15 protein-coding genes are annotated in these 22,270 nt (G+C 71.5%); 8 read left to right on the top strand and 7 right to left on the bottom strand.

Annotated features, from left to right (window positions below; translation table 11 throughout):
* Positions 1-6 precede the first annotated feature (6 nt).
* The 4 genes from OJ962_RS02575 to OJ962_RS02560 all read right to left on the bottom strand — a co-directional run bounded on the left by OJ962_RS02575 (position 7) and on the right by OJ962_RS02560 (position 3,965).
* Positions 7-252, bottom strand: coding sequence for a MoaD/ThiS family protein (locus tag OJ962_RS02575; RefSeq protein ID WP_202955480.1), 246 nt, complete (start codon positions 250-252; stop codon positions 7-9).
* Entirely contained in the window at positions 249-2,393 is a 2,145-nt protein-coding gene (recD2, locus tag OJ962_RS02570; RefSeq protein ID WP_202955481.1) for an SF1B family DNA helicase RecD2, read from the bottom strand. Before recD2 ends, OJ962_RS02575 begins: the two co-directional genes overlap by 4 nt.
* A 95-nt stretch (positions 2,394-2,488) precedes the next feature.
* Complete coding sequence (locus OJ962_RS02565; RefSeq protein WP_202955482.1) at positions 2,489-3,430, bottom strand: C40 family peptidase; 942 nt, start codon at positions 3,428-3,430, stop codon at positions 2,489-2,491.
* A 7-nt stretch (positions 3,431-3,437) separates the two neighbouring features.
* A complete protein-coding gene (locus OJ962_RS02560) occupies positions 3,438-3,965 on the bottom strand; it encodes a TetR/AcrR family transcriptional regulator (RefSeq protein WP_202955483.1) in 528 nt (175 codons plus the stop codon).
* A 61-nt stretch (positions 3,966-4,026) separates the two neighbouring features.
* On the opposite strand from OJ962_RS02560, the gene OJ962_RS02555 reads away from it, so the two are divergent.
* From OJ962_RS02555 to OJ962_RS02535, 5 genes are all read left to right on the top strand, one after another.
* Positions 4,027-4,926 (top strand): oxidoreductase, encoded by a 900-nt coding sequence (locus OJ962_RS02555; protein ID WP_202955484.1) that lies wholly within the window; start codon positions 4,027-4,029, stop codon positions 4,924-4,926.
* 96 nt (positions 4,927-5,022) lie between these two features.
* Positions 5,023-8,202 carry a response regulator gene (locus tag OJ962_RS02550; RefSeq protein WP_270006162.1) on the top strand — a complete coding sequence of 1,060 codons (3,180 nt, stop codon included), beginning with the start codon at positions 5,023-5,025 and terminating at the stop codon, positions 8,200-8,202.
* A complete protein-coding gene (locus OJ962_RS02545) occupies positions 8,199-8,600 on the top strand; it encodes a response regulator transcription factor (RefSeq protein WP_202955486.1) in 402 nt (133 codons plus the stop codon). Before OJ962_RS02550 ends, OJ962_RS02545 begins: the two co-directional genes overlap by 4 nt.
* A 10-nt stretch (positions 8,601-8,610) precedes the next feature.
* On the top strand, positions 8,611-13,278 hold the full coding sequence (locus OJ962_RS02540) for an NAD-glutamate dehydrogenase (protein WP_202955487.1): 4,668 nt from the start codon (positions 8,611-8,613) through the stop codon (positions 13,276-13,278).
* 3 nt (positions 13,279-13,281) lie between these two features.
* Positions 13,282-13,686: a nitroreductase family deazaflavin-dependent oxidoreductase gene (locus OJ962_RS02535; protein WP_202955488.1), complete on the top strand. Its 405-nt coding sequence runs from the start codon at positions 13,282-13,284 to the stop codon at positions 13,684-13,686.
* On the opposite strand, the gene OJ962_RS02530 is transcribed toward OJ962_RS02535, so the two are convergent.
* The gene (locus tag OJ962_RS02530; protein ID WP_238931909.1) at positions 13,661-13,975 is read right to left on the bottom strand and encodes a PilZ domain-containing protein; all 315 of its coding nucleotides are present in this window, start codon (positions 13,973-13,975) and stop codon (positions 13,661-13,663) included. The two genes, OJ962_RS02535 and OJ962_RS02530, sit on opposite strands and share 26 nt — an antisense overlap.
* A 29-nt stretch (positions 13,976-14,004) precedes the next feature.
* Here OJ962_RS02530 and OJ962_RS02525 point away from each other — a divergent pair, with 29 nt between their 5' ends.
* Together OJ962_RS02525 and OJ962_RS02520 are read left to right on the top strand one after the other, a co-directional pair.
* Complete coding sequence (locus tag OJ962_RS02525; protein ID WP_202955490.1) at positions 14,005-14,595, top strand: flavin reductase family protein; 591 nt, start codon at positions 14,005-14,007, stop codon at positions 14,593-14,595.
* A 48-nt stretch (positions 14,596-14,643) separates the two neighbouring features.
* Positions 14,644-16,587, top strand: a complete 1,944-nt coding sequence (locus OJ962_RS02520) for a putative bifunctional diguanylate cyclase/phosphodiesterase (protein WP_270006161.1) — start codon at positions 14,644-14,646, stop codon at positions 16,585-16,587.
* Here the strand turns inward: OJ962_RS02520 and OJ962_RS02515 are convergent.
* Positions 16,580-17,419, bottom strand: a complete 840-nt coding sequence (locus tag OJ962_RS02515) for an aldo/keto reductase (RefSeq protein ID WP_202955492.1) — start codon at positions 17,417-17,419, stop codon at positions 16,580-16,582. The genes OJ962_RS02520 and OJ962_RS02515 overlap by 8 nt on opposite strands.
* Positions 17,416-18,459 (bottom strand): hypothetical protein, encoded by a 1,044-nt coding sequence (locus OJ962_RS02510; RefSeq protein WP_202955493.1) that lies wholly within the window; start codon positions 18,457-18,459, stop codon positions 17,416-17,418. The genes OJ962_RS02515 and OJ962_RS02510 overlap by 4 nt, the downstream gene beginning before the upstream one ends.
* Before the next feature lie 122 nt (positions 18,460-18,581).
* Here OJ962_RS02510 and OJ962_RS02505 point away from each other — a divergent pair, with 122 nt between their 5' ends.
* Positions 18,582-22,241 (top strand): family 16 glycoside hydrolase, encoded by a 3,660-nt coding sequence (locus OJ962_RS02505; RefSeq protein ID WP_202955494.1) that lies wholly within the window; start codon positions 18,582-18,584, stop codon positions 22,239-22,241.
* The last annotated feature ends 29 nt before the right edge of the window (positions 22,242-22,270 follow it).

Raw genomic sequence — 22,270 nt, 5'->3', positions numbered from 1 at the left:
CCTTGTTCAGCCGCCCGAGACGGGCAGCAGCAGGGCGACCTCTTCACCTGAGACCAGGTGATGGTCGCGGGTCACGTGCGCGCCTGCGACGACCGGGAGCACCGATCGCAGCGCGGGCGCGAGGTCCGGCTCGTCCTCCGCGAGCCGGGCGAAGAGGTCGCGCACGGTGGCGCCCTCAGCGAGCTGGACAGACTTGAGCGGCGCGACCGAGAGGCGCGCGAGCCCAGCGCCGAGACGGACCCGAACCGTCAATCCTCGGCAAGCCTAACCGCCAGGCGCGAATACCGACGCGACGTGTCCGGCGTGGCCGCCGCGCGCGTCACGACGGCGCGCGTGCCGACGACCAGCGTCGCCTTTCGCGCGCGGGTCATCGCCGTGTAGAGCATCTCGCGGCGCAGGAAGTACGGACCGGCGGCGGGGTGCGCGACGACGATCGCCACCGGCAGCTCGATCCCCTGCCCCTTGTGGATCGAGCACGCGTACGCGAGCTGCAGGCGCGGCGCCTCCTCGTCGGGCAGCTCGACGACGACGCCGTCCGCGCTCACGACGAGCTTCTCGTCCTGGTGGTCGAGCAGGCGCAGGATCGTCCCGTTCATGAGGCCCAGCTCGTGCAGGTTGCGCCCGGAGAGCATCAGCTTGTCGCCGATCCGCAGCCGCCCGCCCATCACCGGGCGCCCGCCGGCGTTGAGCGCTTGGCGCAGGCGCTGGTTGATCGCTTCGATCCCGAGCGCGCCGCGATAGACGGGCGCGAACACCTGCACGTCGGTCAGCGGGTCCACGCCGTAGTGCTTGGGCAGCCGCGCGCTCACGAGCGACTCGATCTCGTCCAGCGCCGCCGCGGGATCGCTGCGCTCGATCAGGAACAGGTCGCGCTGCAACCCCTCGTGAGGCGTGAAGTCGGGCGGCTGGCCCTGGCGCACGGCGTGCGCGCCGCGCACGATCATCGACCCCGCCGCCTGCCGGAAGATGTGCGTGAGCTCGGCGACCGGCACCGCCTTGGTCGCCACCAGCTCCGCGAACGGCTTGCCCGCGCCGACCGGGGCGAGCTGGTCGGCGTCGCCGACGAGCACGACGTGCATCTGATCCCCGACCGCCCGCAGCAACGTGACGAGCAGCTCGAGGTTCGCCATCGACGTCTCGTCCACGACCAGCAGGTCGGCCTCGATCTCGTCGCGCGTCGGGCCCTGGCCGGGAATCCAGCCGAGCGCGGAGTGGATCGTCGACGCCTCCATGTCCGTGGACTCGGCCATGCGCCGTGCCGCGCGGCCGGTGGGCGCGACGAGCGCGATCGACGCCTTCTGCGCCTTGGCCGCCGCGCAGATGAGCCGGATCGTCGCGGTCTTGCCGGTGCCGGGACCGCCGGTGACGATCGACAGCCGCGACGTGAACGCGGCCGTCACCGCGCCGGCCTGCTCGGGCGCGGGCACGAGGTCGTCGGTGGCGACGACGGCCGGCTCGAGGGTCGGCTGCGCGTTCGCCAGCCCGTTGACGAGCGCGGCGAGCTCGGCCTCGAGCCGGGCGGTGACGGGCCGATACGCCCACAGGGCCGGCGAGTCCGGCGCGGGCGCGGGCGTGCGTGCGGGCGGGTCGGCCTCCAGCACGAGGTCTTCGTGCTCGACCATGTCGTGCAGCAGCTGGGCGTCGGGCGGCGGGCCGTTGAGCAGCGTGCCGGCCTTGGCCGTGAGCTCCGGCACGGGGAGGCACGTCGAACCGTCGCGCTCGGCCTCGATCAGGACGTGGACGACCGCGGCGCGGCGGCGGCCGGGCGAGTCGCGCGGGACCCCGGCCGCGCGGGCGATCGTGTCGGCGATCTGGAAGCCGACGCCGAACACGTTGGTGAGCTCGTACGGGCGCTTGCGAACCGTGTCGTGCGCGCGCTCGCCGTACTCGGCGGCGATGCGCGGGACGAGCCAGGCGAGGCCGTGCGGGGCGAGCAGCAGGTGCAGGGCGCGGGTGGAGCGCAGCGCCTGCCAGGACTTCGCGGCCTCCTTGGAGCGGGCGTGGGAGAGGCCGGCGCGGCGGAAGGCGAGGCCGGGGTCCTCATCGACGATCTCCAGCACGCGTTCGCCGTAGCGCTCGAGCAGCCGCGCGGCGCGCACGCCGCCGACGTGGCGGACGCGTTTGAGGTAGGCGAGCAGCGCCTCGTCGCCCGACGGCGGCACCGACTCGGCCATGGATACCTTGACCTGCGGGCCGTAGCGGCGATCCTCGTGCCAGACGCCGCTGATGCGCACGTGCTCGCGCTCCTCCAGGTGCGCCAGCGGGCCGACCAGCACGAGCTCGTCGCCGCCGCGGTCGGCGTCTATGACCGCGAAGCCCGTGTCCTCGCTGGAGAAGCGGATGCGGCGGATGACGATCTCATCCTCGAACGGGGTGCCGGGCGCATCCTCCATGGCTCGCTGAACCTAGCGGTCGGCCGGACGGATCAGCGTCGGGGCGCGTGAGTCGTCACAGAGTCGGTGCAGAATCGGCGCAGACCGTGCGCAAGTCAGAAGCGGCGGGCGCCGTGGAAGTGCCTGCCCCAGTAGTCGCCGCCGATCGGGTGCTCGCGCACGCCGTGCGTGGTGGCGGAGATCACGGTCGTCGCGCTGGTGGCGATGCCGACGTGCGACGCGCCCGGGCCGTTGGCGTCGAAGAACACGAGGTCGCCGGCCTGGATGTTCTCGCGCGCGACGGGCGTGCCGACGTTGAACTGGTCGAAGCTCGTGCGCGGGATCGTGACGCCGGCCTGGGCCATCGCCCACTGCGTCAGGCCCGAGCAGTCCCAGGCCGGACCCTCGCCGCCGAGCTCGTAGGGCGCACCGAGCTTGGACTGCGCGGCGCCGACCGCCGACATGCCGGAGCCGGAAGGGGCAGAGACGGAACCGGAGCCGGAGGAACCCTGGGTGTTGCCGGACACGCCGAGCGCGCCGAGCGTCGCCGGACCGGCGATGCCGTCCACGAGGAGCCCGCGGCTGCGCTGGAAGTCCCGCACGGCCTGGCGCGTGATCGGCCCGTACACGCCGTCGGCGGAGATGCCGAGCGCGCGCTGGATGGCCATGACCGTCGCCGCGTTCGACGACCCGCGCGGGGACGCGGGCGCAGGCGCGCCCGCGAGCCCGAGCGCGCGCTTGGTGGCCGGGCCGACGATGCCGTCCACGACGAGCCCGCTGCGGGCCTGGAAGTCCCGCACCGCGCGGCGTGTGACCGGGCCGAAGACGCCGTCGGCCACGATGCCCAGCGCGCGCTGGACGGCGCGCACGTCGTCGCCGGTGTTGCCGCGCTCGAGCTCCTGCGCCGCGGCGGGGGCCGACGGCACCGCGACCGTCGCCGCGAGCAGCGCGGCCGACACCTGCACGCCCGTCACACGGTGCTTGCTCTGCGCCCGGCGGCGGCGCGAGCGCTCCAGCGAACGCTCCCACAGCTCGACGCTCGCAAGATCTCGCTCCATCTCGCCATCACACCACGAGCCCCCGACGGATCTGCTCGATGGCGTCGGACACGTGCTCGTCCAAGCGCTCGGCCGCGAGCATGCCGCTGTTGATCAGCCCGGCCAGGCCGTGCAGCGTCGCGAAGGCGACCACGCCCGTGCGCTCGGACTCGAACAGCGCGAACGCGGGCGAGAAGCAGCGGTGGGAGGCGGCCATGAGCTCGCGCGAGCGGTGCTTGCCCGCGAACATCAGCTCCAGCAGCGCGGCGTGCTCGGTGGCGAAGCGGACATAGGTCCGCGCCCATGCGGCCAGCGGGTCCTCGCCCGCGAGCGCCTCGGCGAGCTGCGCGCCCAGGCGCCGGAAGCCGTCGAGCGCGAGCTCGTCGAGCAGCTCCTGCTTGTCGAAGAAGTGGCGGCGGGGCGCGGCGTGGCTGACGCCCACCTTGCGCGCGAGCTCGCGCAGCGAGATCTCGCCGCCCTCGGCAAGCGTCTGCTCGGCGCTCTCGAGCAGCGCCGCGCGCAGGTTCCCGTGGTGGTAGGTCCGGACCGGAGGCACTTACGGACAGCTTAGGATGTTGCCATTGACATCATTGTTGTCATCGTCTACTTTAGAGCGCATGAGCCCCTGGACCGCCACCGACATCCCCGATCAGACCGGCCGCACCTACGTCATCACCGGCGCCAACAGCGGCATCGGTCTCGCCGCCGCGCGCGAGGTGGTGCGCAAGGGCGCGCGCGTGATCCTCGCGGTCCGCAACACCGCCAAGGGTGAGGAGGCGGCGCGTGGCATGCCGGGTGAGACGGAGGTACGCGCGCTGGACCTCGCCGACCTGAGCTCGGTGCGCGCGTTCGCGCAGGCCGTGGACGAGGACGTCGCCGTGCTGGTCAACAACGCGGGCGTGATGAACATCCCGCTGGCGCGCACGGCCGACGGGTTCGAGATGCAGTTCGGCACCAACCATCTCGGGCACTTCGCTCTCACGAACCTGCTGCTGCCGCGCATCACCGACCGGGTGGTGGTCGTGGCCTCCGGCGCGCACCGCTTCGGCAAGATGCGCTTCGACGATCTCAACTGGGAGCAGGGCTACCAGCGCCACCGCGCCTACGGGCAGGCCAAGCTGTCGAACCTGCTGTTCATGTCCGAGCTGCAGCGCGAGCTGGAGGCGGCCGGCTCGTCGGTCAGAGCGGTCGGCGCGCACCCGGGATGGGCGGCGACGAACCTGCAGCGCAACTCCGGTAACCCGATCGAGCACCTGCTGGTGCACACCATCGGTAACCGGCTGTGGGCGCAGAGCGGGGACATGGGCGCGCTGCCGACGCTGTTCGCCGCCACGCAGGACATCCCCGGGGACACCTACATCGGGCCGGACGGGCGTGGGGAGATGCGCGGGTACCCGACCGTCGTCGGGCGCAGCGCCGCCGCGCAGGACGCCGAGGCAGCCGCGCGGCTGTGGGCCGAGTCCGAACGCCTCACCGGCGTGAGTTTTCCGCGCGAGGCGTCAACTTTGGTCCGGTAGTCCTCCGTTTATCTCCACCGGGCGGAGGAAACACCTCCTCGGGTGACGTCACGGCGGTCGCCAGTCCGCGCGCCGGGGGCCAGCATCCTGCTCGCGGTGGCGGTGCTCGCCGCCATCGCCGCGGTGTTCGCCAACCACCAGCTGTCGCGGAACACGCTCGAGCACACGTCGCAATGGCGCGAGTATGTGGCGACGATCCGCAACGAGGCTTCGCTCGGCCGGCTCGCCGCCGAGCGACGGGCGGCCGGTTTCCCCGACGCGGATGTGGACACGCCGCTGGCCGCCGCCCTGGACGCGTGCGATCGGCTGCGTGCGCGCGGGGACGACGGCGTGCGCAGCGCCGCCAACACGCTCTGCCGCCAGGTGGTGTTGCTGCGGGCGACGCCGCGCGACGACGTCGTGTTCGGCCGGCTGCTGCGCGAACGTGACCGGACCGTCGCGGCGATCGAGGCGCGCCGGCACGCGGACGAGGACTGGCTGTTGCGGCTGGCGCTCATCCTCGGGGCGTTGGTCGTGGCGCTGTTCGCCGGGGCGGGCTTCGCGCTGCGTCGCGCGCGTCTGAAGCTGGCGCTGCAGGCGCGCCAGCACGAAGGCATCCTGCGTTCGGTCGGTGACGGCATCATCACCACCGACGCCGACGGGATCATCACGTACGCCAACCCGGCGGCGCACGAGTTGCTCGGCGCCGACGATCTGCGCGGACACTCGGTCGCGGAGGGTTCCAGCTCACTCCCGCTCGCGACGCTGCGGGACGGCAAGACCCGCTACGTGGAGGGTGAGGTCGTGCAAGGTGGCGACGGCGTCGAGCGGGTCCTGTCGTACACATTGAGCGGGCTGCGCCGTCGCGACCGGGTCGTCGGTGTGGCGTCGGTCTTCCGCGACGTATCCGATCGGGTCCGAAAGCAGCGCCGCACCGATGCCGAGCACGCCGCCACACGCGTGCTGGCCGGTGCCGGCAACTTCGGCGAGGCGGCTCCGCGGCTCGCCGAGCTCGTCTGCACGGCGCTGCGCTGGAAGGTCGGCGCGGTCTGGCTCGTGGACGGCGGCGAGCTCCGGCTGGCGGCGCATTGGTCGTCGAATGCCGAGACGGCCGAGGAGATCCGGGCCCGAGCCGGCGATCTTTCGCTCAGACGCGGTGAAGGGCTCGCGGGGCAGGCGTGGGCGGCGCGAGAGCCGGCCTGGATCGTGGACGCGCAGCAGGACGAGCGCTTCGCGCACGCGCGGGCGCTCGGGCTCCGCGGGGGCCTCGCCGTTCCGGTCATCAGCGACGGCACGTGCCTCGGCGTGCTCGAGTTCTTCGACGACGCGGTGCACCCGCGCGACGGCGATGTCGAGTCCACGATGACCTCGATCGCCGTCTATCTCGGCCAGTTCATGCAGCGCCGGCGGGCGGAGGCCGAGCTCGTGGTGGCGCGCGACGAGGCACTGGAGGCGGCGCGCCTGAAGTCGGAGTTCGTGGCCAACGTCAGCCACGAGATCCGCACCCCGATGAACGGCGTCCTCGGCATGGCCGACCTGCTGCTGGACACGCCGCTCGACGACGAGCAGCGCTCGTTCGCCGAGACCGTCAAGAGCTCGGGCGGCGCGCTGCTGTCGATCATCAACGACATCCTCGACTTCTCCAAGATCGAGGCCGGCAAGCTCGACCTGGACCCGGTGGACTTCGACATCCGCGAGGCCGTCGCCGACGTCTGCGACCTCCTCGCGGGACGCGCCCGCGACGACGTCGAGCTCGTTGCGCAGATCTCGGAGGACGTCCCGCGGACGGTGACCGGCGACGAGGTCCGGCTGCGTCAGGTCCTCACCAACCTCGTCGGCAACGCGCTCAAGTTCACGCACGAGGGCGAGGTCGTCGTGACCGTGACGGCCGAGACCGGCGGGTTGCGGGTCGCGGTGCGCGACACCGGCATCGGCATCGACCCGGCCAAGCTCGACGGGCTCTTCGACTCCTTCAGCCAGGCCGACGCCTCGACTACGCGCCGGTACGGCGGCACCGGACTGGGCCTCGCGATCTCGCGCCAGCTGGTGGAGATGATGGGCGGCCGGATCGGCGCCGAGTCCGTCCCGGGCCAGGGGAGCACGTTCTGGTTCACCGTCCGCATGGCCACGGCGCAGACGCGCGAGCGGACACCGGCGCGCGAGCTGGCCGGGCTGAAGGTCCTGATCGTCGACGACAACGCGACCAACCGCGAGATCCTCGAGCGCCGGCTGAACTCGTGGCGGATGAACGCCGGAAGCGCCGACGACGGGCACGCCGGCCTGGCCTGCATCCGCAAGGCGCGTGCCGCCGGCGAGCCGTACGACCTCGTGCTGCTCGACCATCACATGCCCGGCCTGGACGGGCTCGGCGTCGCGGCCGCGCTCGACGAGGGCGGCCCGCGCGTGATCCTGCTCAGCTCCGCGGGCCGCACGCGCGGCGGCCCGGGCATCAACGCGACGCTCACCAAGCCCGTGCGCGAGTCGCGCCTATACGACACGATCGCGAACACGATGGTGGGCCGCGCCCCCACGCCCAAGGCACCGGCCGCCCAGCCGCCGGCGTCGGCGCCGGCCCGCGACGGCGCGCCGATCCTGCTCGCCGAGGACAACCCGACCAACCAGGCCGTCGCGCTCAACGTCCTGCGCCGGCGGGGCTTCCGCGTGCAGGTCGTCGACAACGGCGCCGAGGCCGTGGAGGCGATCCGGCGCGAGCCGTTCGCGGCGGTGCTGATGGACTGCCAGATGCCCGTGCTCGACGGCTACGCGGCCACGGCGGAGATCCGCGAGATCGAGGGCGAGGAGCGCCACACGCCGATCATCGCCATGACCGCGCACGCGATGGAGGGCGCGCGCGAGCGCTGTCTGGCCGCCGGGATGGACGACTACCTGAGCAAGCCGCTGCACGCGGACGCGCTCGACGAGGTGCTCCGGCGCTGGATCGATGCGCCCAACCCGACCGTGATGGACCGCGGCTTTCTCGCCTCGCTGGCCCGCGACATCGGCGGGGAGGACGTCGTGGCCGAGATCTGCGACCTCTTCCTGTCCGACATCGACCCGCGCATGGACGAGCTCCGGCGCGCCGCCGAGGACGGGGACGCCGAGTCGCTGCGCCGCGGAGCGCACCAGCTCAAGGGCAGCGCGTCGAACATCGGTGCCGTCGCGGTGTCCGGCGCGGCCGCCGAGCTCGAGCGGCTGGCCAAGGCGGGAGAGCTCGACGCGGTGCAGGCGCCGCTCAGCCGTCTCTCGGACGCGGTGCGGTTGACCCGCGCGGCGCTGGGTAAACCGTCAACTCAGTGAAGATCATTGTCGCGGAGGACGATCCGGTTTCGCGCCGCGTGCTCGAAGCAGTGCTGAACCGGATGGGCCACGAGTGCGAGTCCGCCGAGGACGGCGAATCCGCGTGGGCGCACTTCAAGGCCGCGGTCCCCGACGTGCTCATCACCGACTGGATGATGCCGGGCATGGCGGGCCCGGACCTGTGCCGCCACGTGCGCGCCGCCTACGGGCCTGATTGCTACGTGATCATGTTGACCGCGCTCAGCGGCGACAACGAGATCCGGACCGCGATCGAGGCCGGCGCCGACGACTTCCTCAATAAGCCGCTGGACCGCAACCAGCTGACGATGCGCTTGGCGGTCGCCGACCGGTTGCGCGCGCTGCGGCTCAAAGTGGCTGAGCTCGACGGAAAGGCGTAGCGTCCGTGACATGTCCACTCCAGCGCAGGACGTCGAGTCGGCGCTCATCGAATCGGTCTGTGAACGGGTTCGCGAGCGGGTGGCCCCGGAGGAGGTCGCCGAAGCCGAAGCGTTCGTCCGCCAGTACTACCGCCGCGCCCCCGCGGCCGACCTGAAGGGCCGCGAGCCGGTCGACCTGTACGGCGCCGCGCTGGCGCACTGGGCGTTCGGGAAGGATCGCGCCCCGGGCGAGCCGCGCGTGCGCGCGTACAACCCGACGTTCGAGCAGCACGGCTGGCAGTCGCCGCACACGGCGATCGAGGTCGTCTCCGACGACATGCCGTTTCTCGTGGACTCGGCGAGCATGGAGCTCAGCCGGCGCGAGCTCGGCATTCACGTGCTCGTCCACCCGGTCATCGGCGACGAGTCCTACATGCACATCGAGGTCGACCGCCAGGCGGACGGCTTCGAGACGCTCGAGCAGGCGATCCTGGGCGTGCTCGCACAGGTGCGCGCGGCGGTCGAGGACTGGCAGCCGATGCGCGAGCGCATGCAGGCGCTGCTCGAGGAGCCGATGCCGGCGGGCGTGGACACCGACGAGTTCGAGGAGGCCCGGGCGCTGCTCGCCTGGGTCGCCGACCACCACTTCACCTACCTCGGCTACCGCGAGTACGAGCTGACCGAGGACTCGCTGCGCGCCGTCGAGGGCTCCGGCCTCGGCCTGCTGCGCGGGGGCGGGGCCGAGTCGACCGGCTTCTCCAAGCTCCCGGTGGCGGTGCGCGCGCTCGCCCGTGAGCCCGACCCGCTCGTGCTGGCCAAGGCGACGACGCGCTCCCCGGTCCACCGGCCGGCGTACCTGGACTACATCGGCGTCAAGCGCTTCGACGACGACGGCAACGTGATCGGCGAGCGCCGCTTCCTCGGCCTCTACACGACCGGCGCCTACCGCGAGGTGCCGGCCAACATCCCGGTGCTGCGGCGCAAGGCGGCCGCGGTCCGCGAGCGCGCCGGATTCGTGGCAGGCAGCCACGACGACAAGGCGCTCGTCGAGGTCATCGACACCTTCCCGCGCGACGAGCTGTTCCAGATCGGCGTCGACGACCTGTACGAGATCGCGGTCGGGATCCTCGAGCTCGGCGAGCGCCAGCGCGTGCGGCTGTTCATGCGCACGGACCGCTACGAGCGCTTCGTCTCCTGCCTGGTGTTCGTCCCGCGCGACCGCTTCAACACGGCCAACCGGATCAAGATCGGCGAGATCCTCACCGAGGCGCTCGGCGCCGAGTCGCTGGACTGGGGGCTGCGCCTGACCGAGTGGGTGCTGGTGCGCATCCACTACACGCTGCACCTGCCCGCCGGGACCCGCCCGGACTACGACGCGCAGGAGCTGGAGGCGCGGATCGTCGAGGCCATCCGCTCGTGGGACGACGACCTGTTCGACGCGCTGCTGGAGGAGTTCGGCGAGGAGAGCGGGATGGCGCTCAACCGCCAGTACGGCGCCGCCTTCCCGCCCGCGTACCGCCACGACCTGCTGGCGCGCTCGGCCGTCGCCGACGTCCAGCGCATCGAAGGCCTGAGCGACGAGAATGACCTGGACCTCTCCCTGTACCGCCCGCTCGAGGCCCCGCCCGGCGCGCTGCGCTGCAAGGTCTACCGGCGCGGCGAGCGCGTGTCGCTGTCCGACGTGCTGCCGATGTTCGAGTCGCTCGGCCTCACCGTGACGGACGAGCGGCCCTACCAGGTCACCCCGCGCGAGGGTCCTCCGGCGTGGCTGTACGACTTCGGCCTGCATGCGCAGGGACCGGTGGACGTGGACGCCATCCGCGACCGCTTCCACGAGGGCTTCGAGCGCGTCTGGCGCGGCGAGGCCGAGCAGGACGGCTTCAACGGCCTCATCCTCGCCGCCGGGCTCGACTGGCGCGAGGTGACCATGCTGCGCGCGGTCGCCCGTTACCTGCGCCAGGCGGGAATCCCGTTCAGCGACCGCTATATGGAGAACACGCTGCTCGAGCACGCGGGCGTGGCGCGCGCGCTGGTGGAGCTGTTCCGCGCGCGCTTCGATCCGTCCGGTACCCGCGGCGGCGCCGACCGGATCGCGGAGCGGATCGAGCAGGCGATCGACGCCGTGGACTCGCTCGACCAGGACCGCATCCTGCGCGGCTTCCTCAGCGTCGTCACCGCGATGCTGCGCACGAACTACTTCCTGCCCGGCCCGAAGCCGTACGTCAGCTTCAAGCTCGACCCGCACCAGATCCCGCTCACGCCCCTGCCGCGCCCGAAGTTCGAGATCTTCGTGCACTCCCCACGCGTGGAAGGCGTGCACCTGCGCGGCGGCGCGGTCGCGCGCGGCGGGCTGCGCTGGTCGGACCGGCGCGAGGACTTCCGCACGGAGATCCTCGGCCTGATGAAGGCGCAGATGGTCAAGAACGCCGTCATCGTGCCGGTCGGCTCCAAGGGCGGCTTCGTGGTCAAGCGGCCCGGTGACCAGGTGGTCGAGTGCTACACGACCTTTCTGTCCGGCCTGCTGGACGTGACCGACAACATCGTCGGCGAGGACGTCGTCCCGCCCTCGCACGTCGTCCGCGCCGACGGCGACGATCCGTACCTGGTCGTGGCCGCGGACAAGGGCACTGCGACGTTCAGCGACATCGCCAACGGCGTCGCGAACCAGTACGGCTTCTGGCTCGGGGACGCGTTCGCTTCCGGCGGCTCGGTCGGCTACGACCACAAGGCGATGGGCATCACCGCGCGCTCCGCCTGGGTGAGCGTACAACGCCACTTCCGCGAGCTCGGCGTCGACGTCCAGGCGCAGGACTTCACCGTCGCGGGCATCGGCGACATGAGCGGCGACGTGTTCGGCAACGGCATGATGCTCTCCCCGCACATCAAGCTCGTCGCCGCGTTCGACCACCGGCACGTGTTCCTGGACCCCGACCCGGACCCGGCCGCGAGCCTGGCCGAGCGCGAGCGGCTGTTCAAGCTTCCCCGCTCATCGTGGGACGACTACGACCGCGCGCTGATCTCCGAGGGCGGCGGCATCTTCCCGCGCACCGCCAAGTCGATCGACCTCACCCCGCAGGTGCGCGAGGCGCTCGCCGTCGAGGCCGAGCGCCTCACCCCGTCCGAGCTGATCCAGGCGATCCTGAGGGCGCCCGTCGACCTGCTCTGGAACGGCGGCATCGGCACCTACGTCAAGGCCGCGAGCGAGACCCACGCCGACGTCGGCGACAAGGCCAACGACGCCGTGCGCGTGAACGGCCGCGAGCTGCGCGCGCGGGTCGTGGGCGAGGGCGGCAATCTCGGCGGCACGCAGCGCGGACGGATCGAGTTCGCGCTCGAGGGCGGGCGCATCAACACCGACGCGATCGACAACGCGGGCGGCGTCAACTGCTCCGACCACGAGGTCAACATCAAGGTCCTGCTCGACAGCGTGGTCGCGGCCGGCGACATGACCGTCAAGCAGCGCAACCGCCTGCTGGCGGAGATGACCGACGCCGTCGCCGAGCGCGTGTTGCGCGGCTCCTACACGCAGACGCAGGCGCTTTCCCTGGCGCGCTTCCAGGCGCCCGCGATGCTCGACGTCCACGACCGCTTCATGCGTGACCTGGAGGCGTCCGGCCGGTTGGACCGGGCGATCGAGATGCTGCCGGACGCGGACGCGATCGCCGAGCGCCGCCAGGCCGGGCTCGGCCTCACCCAGCCCGAGCTCGCCGTGGTGCTCGCCTACGCGAAGATCACCCTCTACGCCGCGCTGCTGGACTCCGACCTACCGGACGACCCGGCGCTCGAGGAGGAGCTCGCGGTCTACTTCCCGCCGCCGCTGCCCGAGCGCTTTCGCGCGGAGATGGCCCGGCACCGGCTGCGGCGCGAGATCATCGCGACGCGGGTGGCGAACCAGCTCGTCGACCGCGCCGGGGTGACGTTCCTGTTCCGCCTGCGCGAGGACACGGGCGCCTCACACGCCGACATCGCGCGCGCGTCGGTGATCGCGCGCGACGTGTTCGACATGCGCACGCTGTGGGCGGACGTGGAGGCGCTCGACGGCCAGGTCACGGCCGACACGCAGACGTTCATGCTGCTGAGCGGGCGCCGGATGGTCGAGCGGGCGACGCGCTGGCTGCTGCGCACGCGGCCCCGCCCGCTGGACATCGGCGCCGAGGTCGCGCGCTTCGCCGACGGTGCGCGCGCGGTGGCCGAGTTGCTGCCCGGCGTGCTCGTCGACGCCGAGCAGCAGGCGTGGCGGGAGCGCGTCGGCGGGCTGTGCGACGCGGGCGTGCCGGAGGCGCTGGCGGCGCGCGTGGCCTCGCAGGGCGCGCTGTTCGCGGCGTTGGACATCGTCGAGGTGGCGGGCGCGACCGAGCGCGGCGTGGAGGAGGTCGCGGCGCTGCACTTCGAGCTCGGCGGCCGGCTGCACCTGCACTGGCTGCGCGACCAGATCGCTCAGCTCACGCGTGACACGCGGTGGGCGACGATGGCGCGCGCCGCGCTGCGCGACGACCTGTTCTCCCTGCACGCCGACCTCACGCGTGAGGTGCTGCGCTTCGAGTCGCTGGACGCGTGGTTCGCCGCCAACCGGGCCGCGGTCGAGCGTGCGCAGGAGATCCTGGGCGAGATCCGGGCGGGCGGGACGTTCGATCTGACAACGTTGCCGGTGGCACTGCGCGAAGTGCGCAATCTCATCGCTCCCGCGGGAAGGACATGACGCATGCTCTTCGGTGAAGAACACACCCGGAAGTACAAGGAGACCGACGGCGAGGTCGGGCACGACTGGCAGGGCACCCAGACGCTGCTGCTCACCACCAAGGGCCGCAAGTCGGGCGAGCCGCGCGAGCTGCCGCTGATCTACGCCCCGTGGGAGGACGCCTATCTGATCGTCGCGTCCAACGGCGGCCAGGACCGCCCGCCGGCCTGGTACCTGAACCTGCAGGCCGACCCGAGTGCGGAGGTCCAGGTCTGGGGCGACCGCTTCCCGGCGAAGGCGCGCGTGGCCACGCCCGAGGAGAAGGCGCAGATGTGGTCGACGATGATCAAGGAGTGGCCTGCGTACGACGACTATCAAGAGAAGACGGACCGGGAGATCCCGATCATCGTGCTGGAGCGGGCGGGCTAGCCGCCACGGCGGCGATCTCCGACCGGGCCTCCTCGCCCAGGTTCTCGAACCGCAACCCGTAGACCCGATAGCCGCGCTCGTTCACCACACGGGCGCGGCCGTTGATCCGCGCCCGGTCGGGCAGCTCGAAGTCGAAGGTCTCGTCCACGGCCATGGGCCGGTTCGCCTTGACGCGCATCCCGCCCGGCCCGATGTCAAGTGTCGTCGCCTCGATCGTCTTGCCCGTACGGCGATGCAGCAGGCACTCGAGTGCGACCTCCGTGCGCCAGGAACGGCGCCGGTCCGTCATGGCTCCCACATCAACCAGTATGTCTCGCCATGGTCTTCTATGAACCCGATAGGCGCGACCGCGAGCTGCTGCCGCATGATCCGTTCAAGGCGTTCATCGCGCCGCGCCCGATCGGGTGGGTGTCGACGCTCGGTGCGTCCGGCGCCGTGAACCTCGCGCCGTACTCGTACTTCAACGCCGTCTGCGACACCCCGCCGACCGTCATGTTCTCCAGCAGCGGGCCGAAGGACTCGGCGACCTTCGCGCGCGAGGGCGGCGAGTTCGTGTGGAACATGGCCACGTGGGAGCTGCGCGAGCCGATGAACCTCAGCTCGAAGGAACTCGCGCGCGGGGACAGCGAGTTCGAGTTCGCCGGGCTGGAGACGGCGCCGTCGCGCCTGGTCGCACCGCCGCGCGTGGCCGCCGCGCCGGTCGCGCTCGAGTGCCGCGTGTCCCAGGTGGTGGAGGTCGCGGACGGCCCGAACATCGTGACCTTCGGCCAGGTCGTCGGCGTGCACGTCGACGAGTCGGTGATCGTCGACGGCCGCGTGGACCTCACGCGGATCCGGCCGATCGCCCGCTGCGGCTATCGCGGCGACTACACCGTCGTCGACTCACTGTTCGAGATGCTGCGGCCCTGAAACCGGTTCGTTGGCCTTTGCGGGCGCAGTGCGGTTGTATCTGCACTGATGTTCGTGGAGGCGGCTGGTGGGGTGCTCGTCTGCGGGGGCCTCGCGTGCCTGGCCTCGGCCGTCGCGGGACGCCGCTCGTGGCTCGTCGCCGCCCTGTTCGCGGCGGCGCTGGCGTGCGCGGCGGCGGATGCGTTCGGGGCGAGCTCGGTCTTCCACACCGTGGCCGGCGCGCTGGGTTTCGCGGGCGCGGCGGCGATGGTGCTGCAACGACTTGGGAGGCCGCTGGCGCTGAGTTGGCTGGACTTTGTGATGGGCGGGTGCGCCGTCGGCGCGCTGTCGGCCACGACCGGCGCGGAGCTCGGCGCGACGCTGGGCGCCAGCGGCGTCGCGGCGGCGCTGGGGCTCGCGCGCTGGCGGGTGAGCGGGGCGCTCGCGGCCGCGCTGGTCGGGTTGATCGCGCTCGGCGAGCTGCCGTGGCTGGCGGTGCTGCCGCTGACGGCGGCCGTGTGGCTGCGCGAGCCGCCCGCGACGCCCTCGCCCGAGTTCAACCCGGTCGTGCTCGCGGCGCTGTTGGCCTACGCGGCCGCGGCGATGGTCCTGCTCGTCGTCGGGCAGTTCGTGTCGCTGCCGCCTGACGCGGCCACGCTGGCGACCGTCACGATGCTGACGGGGATGGCGCGGGCCGGGCTCACGCTGACGGATCGCCTGAAGCACTCGCAACGCCAGGCCGTCACCGACGACCTGACCGGGCTCGGCAACCGGCGCCATCTGCTGAACGCGCTGGGGACGGCGATCGAGGACGCACACCACGAGGTGGCGCTGTTGCTGATCGACCTCGACGGCTTCAAGGAGCTCAACGACACGCTCGGCCACCACGCGGGGGACGAGGTGCTGCGTCAGATCGGGCCGCGCCTGGAGGAGGCGCTGCAGCCGGGGAACACGCTGGCGCGGCTCGGCGGCGACGAGTTCGCGGTGATCCTCGACCCGGGCGACGAAGCGTCGGCGAGCGCCGCCGGGCTGCGGCTGCGCTCTTCGCTGGAGCGCTCGTTCGCGGTCGGCGGGATCCGCGTGCACATCGACGCCTCGATCGGCATCGCGCTCTTCCCCGAGCACGCGCGCGACCCGATCGGCCTGCTTCAGCGCGCCGACGTCGCGATGTACGAGGCCAAGCGCACGCGCACCGGCCACGAGGTCTACCTGCCCGCGCGCGACACGCACTCACGGCGCCGGCTCGAACTGCTCGGCGAGCTGCGCGACGGGCTGGCCGGCGGCGAGCTGATCCTGCACTACCAGCCGAAGGCCGAGCTGGCGACGGGCGAGGTGCGCGGCGTCGAGGCGCTCGTGCGCTGGGTGCATCCGCGACGCGGGCTGTTGATGCCGAGCGAGTTCCTCCCATTGGCCGACCACAGCGGGCTCGGACGGTCGCTGACGGCGTTCGTGCTCGACCGCGCGCTGGTGGAGATCGGCGAGCGCCGCCGCGACGGCTTCGACCTGAGCGTCGCCGTCAACCTCTCGCCGGCCGACCTGCTCGACCTCGGCCTGCCCTCCGAAGTCGCGCGCACACTCCAGCGGCGGGACTTCCCGGCCTCGTGCCTGCGCCTCGAAGTCAGCGAGGACGCCGTGATGGCCGACCCGGAGCGCTCGCTGGAGGTGCTGCGCGAGCTGCGCGCGATCGGCGTCGCCACCGCGCTGGACGACTTCGGCTCCGGCCACGTCTCGCTCGGCCATCTCAAGCACCTGGGCGTCGACGAGATCAAGATCGACCGCTCGTTCGTGATGCGCCTTGCCGACGACGCGCGTGACGCCGCGATCGTCCACACCACGGTGGACCTCGGCCGGCGGCTGGGGATGAAGGTGGTCGCGGAGGGCGTCGAGACGTCGGAGGCGTGGGACACGCTCGCCGGGCTGCACTGCGACGAGGCGCAGGGCTTCTTCCTCGGGCGCCCGATGACCGCCACCGCGCTCGCGGGGTGGATGCGCGAGCGCGCCGCGGCTATGTGAACAGGGGCGTGAGGTCCAGCGCGGCCATCTCGTCGTCGCTGGGCCGCGCGACGTAGCGGGAGGCCGCGTCCAGCAGCTTCGGCAGGACGTCGACGTCGCCGGTCGTGAGCAGGAACACCTGCGGGTTGCCGAGCACCCAGTGGACGGCAGCGTCGATGTCGGCCTGATCGGTCAGCGGCTCGTACCACGTCGCCGCGGTGTGCGTGCGGCCTTCCCACGGCGCGCGGGCAAGGCACTTGATCGTCTGCAGCGCGACGTCCTGCTCGGCGCACAGCACCGCCAGCTGGTCGAACGTGGACGCGTAGCGCGGGTCCTGCATCTGCACGTGGTTGTACGGGCACAGGACGCTGTCGAAGTCGAAGCGGGCGAGGCTGCGCTGGTGCATCTTCGGCACCGACAGCCCGTGGCCGGTGACGCCGATGTGGCTGACCAGGCCCTCCTCGCGCGCCTCCAGGCACGCCTCCAAGGCGCCGCCGGGGCTGAGCGCGATGTCCCACTCGATCACGTCCACGAGGTTGTGGAGCTGGATCGAGTCCACGTGATCGACGCCGAGCCGGTCGAGCGAGCGCCGGATCTCCTCGCGCGCCTTGGCGTACGTGCGCTGCCCGGTCTTGGTCGCGACGAAGAAGCGGTGCTCCTTGAGCCACGTCGCGATCCGCAGCTCCGCGTCGCCGTAGGAGGCGGCAACGTCGATGTGGTTGATGCCGTGCTCGAGGAGCAGCTCCAGCGTGCGATCGGCTTCCGCCTTGGAGACGTCGCCGAGCGCCGCGGCACCGAAGATCACGCGGCTGGACTCGTGTCCGGTCGCGCCGAAGGGGGCGCGCTCGATCATGGACTGGAGCTTACGTTGCGCGCGAAGCGCGCGTCGTGCACCGGCTTGTAGCGGTCGTAGAGCGCGAGCAGCAGCGAGATCAGGAATGCGAAGAACAGCGCCGTGCCGAGCGGGAAGTTCTCGGCGGCGGTGAAGAACCGGCTCAGCACGTAGATCAGCGCGAGGTTCGTCACGAGCAGCGCACCGAGTTCGAGCGTGCGCAGGCGCAGGCTGATCGCGGTGTTGGCGCCGACGATCAGCGCGACACCGACGCCCACCTCGAGCGCCGACGTCTCCACATCCGGCAGGATCTCCGCGAACAGGATCGAGATCAGCCCGAGCAGCGCCGTCTTCTCGGCGGCCTCGCTCCAGCCGCCGGGGTGCGACGGCCGGTCCGGCAGCGGCGCGGCCGCGAGGCGCCAGCCGTGCTCGGGGGCGGGCAGGCGGGGGCGGGCGACGAGCTGCAGCAGCGCGGCGAGCACGAGCAGGCCGAGGGCGCACACGACGCCGAACCACGGATAGTCGGCCACGGTGTCCGTGAAGTCGCGCTGGGCGATGTGAATCCAGTACTCCTGCGGGAGCTTCACGCACACCCACAGCACGATGGCCGTCCACAGCCAGAAGCGCGGTGACCAGCTCGCCGGCTCCCAGCGCAGCGCGACCAGCGCGTAGGCGATGAAGAAGTACTCGAACGTGTTCGGGAACACGAGCAGCATCGCGCGCGAGTCGAGCAGCTCGAACGCGAGCACGCCGACCAGCCGGTAGTAGAACAGGAACTGGCCGATCCGGAAGGCGGCGTGACTGGTCCAGTTGCGCAGCATCGCGGCGTAGGCGATCGCGAGGTAGTAGACGTCGAGCGCCTTGTCGACGCTCTGGTACGGCCCATCCGGGCCCAGGTCGACGTCGGTGAACACGGCCAGCAGCGAGTTGTCGACCGCGTCGAGCACGAGCGCGACCACGATCACCAGCTCGCAGCGCGGGATCAGCAGCGGCACCAGCAACCGCGCGAGCACGATCCCGACGATCAGCGCCCACTCGGCGGTGCTGGGATCGGGGACCATCCCGGCGATCGTCCCACTCTCGAGCTTCTGACCGTCGGTTGGACGAAAGTTGGTTGCATCCGGACCGAAGCGTCCGTAATTTCTCATCCTTCTCACACATAAGCGAGGAGGAGAGTCGGTTGTTGAGGAGGATCGCGGGCGCGGCCGCGCTCGCGCTCGCCGGAGCGCTCGCGGCCAGCGCGAACGCGCAAGCGCCGCAGGAGCCGGGCGTCACGCTGCGCACCTACCAGCTCGGGACGACGCCGAACGAGCTGTGCACGATCAAGGCGGGGACGACGCCGAACGTCGACAAGGTCATGCCGGCGATCAACTGGTCGACGACCGACCAGTTCGGCGCCAGCAACAACTTCCAGTCGCACGTGTACGCCAACCTGCGGATCGAGACCGCCGGTGAGCACACGTTCCGGCTCACCAGCGACGACGGCTCGCGCCTGAAGATCAACGGCAGCGTCGTCATCGACCACGATCTCACGCACGGCGCCGACCCGCCCAAGGAGGGCGCGGTCACGCTCACGGCGGGAACGCACAAGCTCGACATCGACTACTTCGACCGGGGCAACGACAACATCCTCAAGCTCGAATGGCGGCGGCCCGGCCAGTCCGCGTTCGAGGTCGTCCCCACCGCGGTGCTGAGCACCGACAGCGACGTCGTGCGCGTCGTCGCGCCGGGCAACAAGTACTGCGAGGGCGCGGCCGACACGCCCGGCGACGGCCTGCGGCTGGAGTCGGTGAACCCGAACTACACGCTCACCAACCTGCGGCCGGAGGGCTTCGAGCCGCGCGTGGCCGCCATGGACTTCCGGCCCGACGGCAAGCTGGCGCTGCTCACCTCCGGCACGCCTCGCCCGGGCGCCGACCCGACCGTCCAGCCCGGTGAGGTCTTCATCGTCTCCGGCGTCACCGGCGAGACGGGTCCGGACAAGGTCACATACACGAAGGTCGCCACCGGCCTTGACGTGCCGATGGGCATCGCGGCCATCGGCGACAAGCTCTACGTGACCGAGAAGCACCGCCTCACCGAGCTCTCCGCCGACACCAACGGGGACGGGCTGATGGAGCACAAGTCGCTCGTCACGCTGCCCAACGGCGGCAACTTCCACGAGTTCAACTTCGGGCTGCTCTACGACGAGGACTTCTTCTACGTCAACCGCTCGGTCGCCATCAACCAGGGCGGCGCGACCACGAGCCCGCAGCCCGGCGCCAACCCGGGCACGCACCTGAAGATCGATCGCAAGACGTACGAGGTGACGCTCGTCGCGGGCGGCCTGCGCACGCCGAACGGCACGGTCCGCGGCCCCGAGGACCAGCTGTTCGTGATGGACAACCAGGGTGGCTGGCTGCCGGCCTCCAAGCTCGTCCACATCAAGCCGGACCGCTTCTTCAACCACTTCACGACGCCCGCCGGCCCGTTCGACCACAAGCCCGTCACCAAGCCGGTGCTGTGGCTGCCGCAGAACGAGATCGCGAACTCGCCGAGCACGCCGATCATGCTGTCCGACGGTCCGTTCAAGGGCCAGCTGGTCTTCGGCGACGTCACCTACGGCGGCCTGCAGCGCGCGTTTCTGGAGAAGGTCGACGGTGAGTACCAGGGCGCCGTGTTCCGCCACTCCGCGGGCCTCGAGGCGGGCGTGAACCGCGTCATCACCGGCCCCGACGGCGCGCTCTACATCGGGGGCATCGGGTCCACCGGCAACTGGGCCGAGCCGGGCAAGCTCAAGCACGGCCTGCAGAAGCTCACGCCGAACGGCACCAACGTGTTCGACATGGAGAAGCTGGAGGTCGTCGAGGGCGGCTTCAGGATCAGCTATACGCAGCCGCTCTCCGACGCCACGGTCGCCAAGCTCAAGACCGCGTACACCGTCATGCACTGGCGCTACGGGCCGACCGCCGCGTACGGCGGGCCCAAGCTCGACGAAGAGAAGCTGATCGTCACGGACGCGGTCGCGTCCGAGGACCGCAAGACGGTCACGCTGAAGATCGCGGGCCTGCGCCCGGACCACGTCGTGCACATCCGCTCCCCGCGCCCGTTCGCGGCGGCCAACGGCCAGGAGCTGTGGAACACCGAGGCGTGGTACACGCTCAACTCGCTGCCGGGCTACGAGACGCTCGCCGAGCGCGGCTTCTACGAGGCCGAGGAGTCCGCGCTGCTCGGCGCGATGCAGATCGACACCGAGCACTCGGGCTACTCGGGCTCGGGCTTCGCGGACAACTTCGCCTCCGACGGCGCCGGCGTCCGCTTCGAGGTCGAAGTCGACGAGGCCGGCACGCACCCCGTGCACGTGCGCTACGCCAACGGGCCTTCGCCCGGCGTCCCGGTCAACAAGAAGGCGTCGCTGTACGTCAACAACGTCAAGGTCGAGACGCTCACGTTCCCGGGCGGCCCGGACTGGAAGACGTGGCTGAACCTCACGCGCAATCTCCCGCTCGTCAAGGGCGTCAACCTGATCACGATCAAGCGCGACGCCGGCGACGACGGCCGCGTGAACCTCGACGCGCTCAAGGTCGGCGGCGGCGTCGACCACTGCGCGCCCGCCACGCTCGAGCCGGGCTACGTCGCGCTGTTCGACGGCACGCTCGCGTCGCTGGACAAGTGGCGCATGGCCGGCCCGGGCTCGTTCGGGCGCCAGGAGGACTGCTCGATGCGCGGCGTCGGCGGCTCCGGCCTGAACTGGTTCACCGCGCAGGAGTTCGGCAGCTACACGCTCAAGCTCGACTGGAAGCTCGTCAAGGACGACAACTCCGGCATCTTCGTCGGCTTCCCGAACCCCGGCAACGACCGCACCATCGCGATCAACCAGGGCTACGAGATCCAGATCGACGAGTCCGACGTGCCCGACCGGCTGACCGGCTCGATCTACACCTTCAAGGGTGCGGACCGCGCGGCCGTGGCGGGTGCGCTGAAGCCGTGGGGCCAGTGGAACGCGTACGAGATCCGCGTCCAGGGCCAGAACATCAAGGTCCTGCTCAACGGCGTGCTCGTCAATGACTTCACGAGCACGGAGCCGATCCGCGACCTCACGCAGGGCTTCATCGGCGTCCAGAACCACGGCGCCGGCGAGCTCATCTGGTACCGCAACGTCCGGCTCAAGAGCGGGCCGGTGGACAGCACGCCGCCCACGGTCGCGGCGACCGTCGACGGTCCCTCCGCGGGCCCGGTCACGGTGACGCTGACCGGCGAGGACGAGTCACCGGGCGCCGTCGCGCTCGAGTACCGCCTCGACGGCGGCGGGTGGACGCCGTACACCGCGCCGGTGACGGTCTCCGCCGTCGGTGCGCACACCGTCGAGTACCGCGCCACGGACGCCACGGGCAACGTCTCGGCCGTGGGCTCGAAGTCGTTCACGATCACGCAGGTGGTCAAGACCGACACCGAGCACGACATCGTGGGCTCCGTGGCGCCGGCGCTCGCCGTCACGCTCGGCGCGCCGTCCCCGCTGGGCGAGTTCCTGCCCGGCGTGCAGCGCGAGTACACCGCTTCGCTGCTCGCGAAGGTGACCAGCACGGCCGAAGCCGCGACGCTCACCGTCGCCGACACGAACACGGCGAACACCGGCAAGCTCGTCAACGGCACGCACGTGCTCGCGCAGCCGCTGCACGTGCGCAGCGGGACGGCGGCGTTCGCGCCGCTGACGGCGCCGGTCACGCTGCGTGCGCTGGACGCGCCAGTCAGCGGAGAGGACGTGCCGGTGGAGTTCCAGCAGGCGATCGGCGAGCGCGACCCGCTCCGGACCGGCCGCTACAGCAAGACGCTGACGTTCACGCTGTCGACCACGACACCGTGACGCGTGTGGCCGGGCGCTCCGCGGAGCGC

The sequence above is a fragment of the Solirubrobacter deserti genome, from assembly GCF_027587175.1.
GTDB lineage: Bacteria > Actinomycetota > Thermoleophilia > Solirubrobacterales > Solirubrobacteraceae > Solirubrobacter > Solirubrobacter deserti.
Note: the sequence above shows the minus strand (reverse complement) of the source record. Positions and strands in the feature narration are given on the sequence as shown.

What these genes read in the sequence shown, in the direction of transcription:
- recD2 (WP_202955481.1), bottom strand. Translation starts at nt 2,393, where the DNA reads ATGGAGGATGCGCCCGGCACCCCGTTCGAGGATGAGATCGTCATCCGC.
- OJ962_RS02565 (WP_202955482.1), bottom strand. Translation starts at nt 3,430, where the DNA reads ATGGAGCGAGATCTTGCGAGCGTCGAGCTGTGGGAGCGTTCGCTGGAG.
- OJ962_RS02530 (WP_238931909.1), bottom strand. Translation starts at nt 13,975, where the DNA reads ATGACGGACCGGCGCCGTTCCTGGCGCACGGAGGTCGCACTCGAGTGC.
- OJ962_RS02520 (WP_270006161.1), top strand. Translation starts at nt 14,644, where the DNA reads ATGTTCGTGGAGGCGGCTGGTGGGGTGCTCGTCTGCGGGGGCCTCGCG.
- OJ962_RS02540 (WP_202955487.1), top strand. Translation starts at nt 8,611, where the DNA reads ATGTCCACTCCAGCGCAGGACGTCGAGTCGGCGCTCATCGAATCGGTC.
- OJ962_RS02515 (WP_202955492.1), bottom strand. Translation starts at nt 17,419, where the DNA reads ATGATCGAGCGCGCCCCCTTCGGCGCGACCGGACACGAGTCCAGCCGC.
- OJ962_RS02535 (WP_202955488.1), top strand. Translation starts at nt 13,282, where the DNA reads ATGCTCTTCGGTGAAGAACACACCCGGAAGTACAAGGAGACCGACGGC.
- OJ962_RS02510 (WP_202955493.1), bottom strand. Translation starts at nt 18,459, where the DNA reads ATGGTCCCCGATCCCAGCACCGCCGAGTGGGCGCTGATCGTCGGGATC.
- OJ962_RS02525 (WP_202955490.1), top strand. Translation starts at nt 14,005, where the DNA reads ATGGTCTTCTATGAACCCGATAGGCGCGACCGCGAGCTGCTGCCGCAT.
- OJ962_RS02555 (WP_202955484.1), top strand. Translation starts at nt 4,027, where the DNA reads ATGAGCCCCTGGACCGCCACCGACATCCCCGATCAGACCGGCCGCACC.